Below are 1,349 nucleotides of genomic sequence, written 5' to 3' on the forward strand. Positions count from 1 at the left end.
TGTGCTTTTGCATATTCTGCCCCGACATCCAGCAAAGTTTTGACTTGTTCAATGGCATCACTTCCAGGAATAAAGGAACCTTTGCCCAAACCTTGACCAACAAGATCACGCATTTGTTTTTCAATCAATTCCTTTTCGAAATAAGCATCGCCTAAGAAAAAAATCTCTCTGTCAGGATTGTAACCAATTCTGTTCAAATAATAGGCTGAGCCATAAAACTTGCCGACATCAAGAAATTCTGCCCGCGTTTCATAAATGAAATTTTGATTGGGTAGCGTGCCCCCAACCCCACCCGATTGGGGCTTTGGTAAAGGGAGCCCCTCAGAAAGTTCCCCTGCATTATTGAGATCGACTGTTGGTGTAAAGAGAGCGCCAGCCCCGGTTAAACCACTTAAGGACTCCAGTGGATTGCCTTCAACTGCTTGTGCTTTAAAATGCGCATCCCCTGTAATGGAACCTTCCGCTGCCGTGTTATTGAGTTGATCAACCACCAGATTTAAAGTGCCACCCGCTTGGACAAGACCAGGAACACTCTCCAAAGCTTCTGAGCGGATATGACGAAATTTGCCACCGGCTATATCTAAAGAAACATCGCGGCTTCCATCAGCTTTATAGCCATAACAATAACCATTCTGCGTATTGGCATTACAACTCATAAAGGTTTTTTTATAAGCCGTTACACCCAGATTGGTCAGCACACCAGCATGGATATCGGCATTTCCCCCCGCTTCTATAGTGCTATAATGGTTGTCAATGGTATCAGCATTAATGATGAGATTGCCACTAGATTGTATTACCCCCGAAACAGTTGGTTTATGCGAAAATGCTTGTGTTACAGTCTTTTCTGTCATATGTGACCAATTATTCCATTGATAGCGTTCTATATTACTGTTTGTCTTGTCATATTCCCAAGTAAATGCCTTATAGACTGTTCCATCGCTTGAAATTGCGGTGCCATAGGTTCCTTCTTTGTTATTCCAAAGTTGCCAATCAAACAGAAAGTCTCGGGGACCTTCAAACCCAAACTCTCTATCAGAAAGACTTCCACTACCCCAACGATCCCAGCCCATATCGTGATATAAATTCCGTTCATTGAGTAAATAATAACCCTCTGGTTTTTCGAATGAAATATCGCTATATTCGGTTTTTTCTGTGATGACAGGCGTGCTATCAGCTTCGTTTTTCAGGGTGTTGGTTTGGATATTTAAGTTTCCACCCGCTTGAATCAAGCCTGCTTTGTTAACAAGGGAAAGGCTTTTTCCGCTGCCAGCCGCATTGGTAAAAGATAAATCACCTTCTGCCATTATGGTGCCAAAATCATTCAACAAAGCCCCATCAACTTGTAAAGC

General features: G+C 42.7%; 1 pseudogene. It reads right to left on the minus strand.

The annotated features are described in order from the left end of the window. A pseudogene (locus ACFIML_RS09095) lies at window positions 1-1,349 on the minus strand (filamentous hemagglutinin); the annotation flags it as partial.

It is taken from the genome of Bartonella sp. AC62GZZY, assembly GCF_042196525.1.
Classification (GTDB): Bacteria; Pseudomonadota; Alphaproteobacteria; order Rhizobiales; family Rhizobiaceae; genus Bartonella.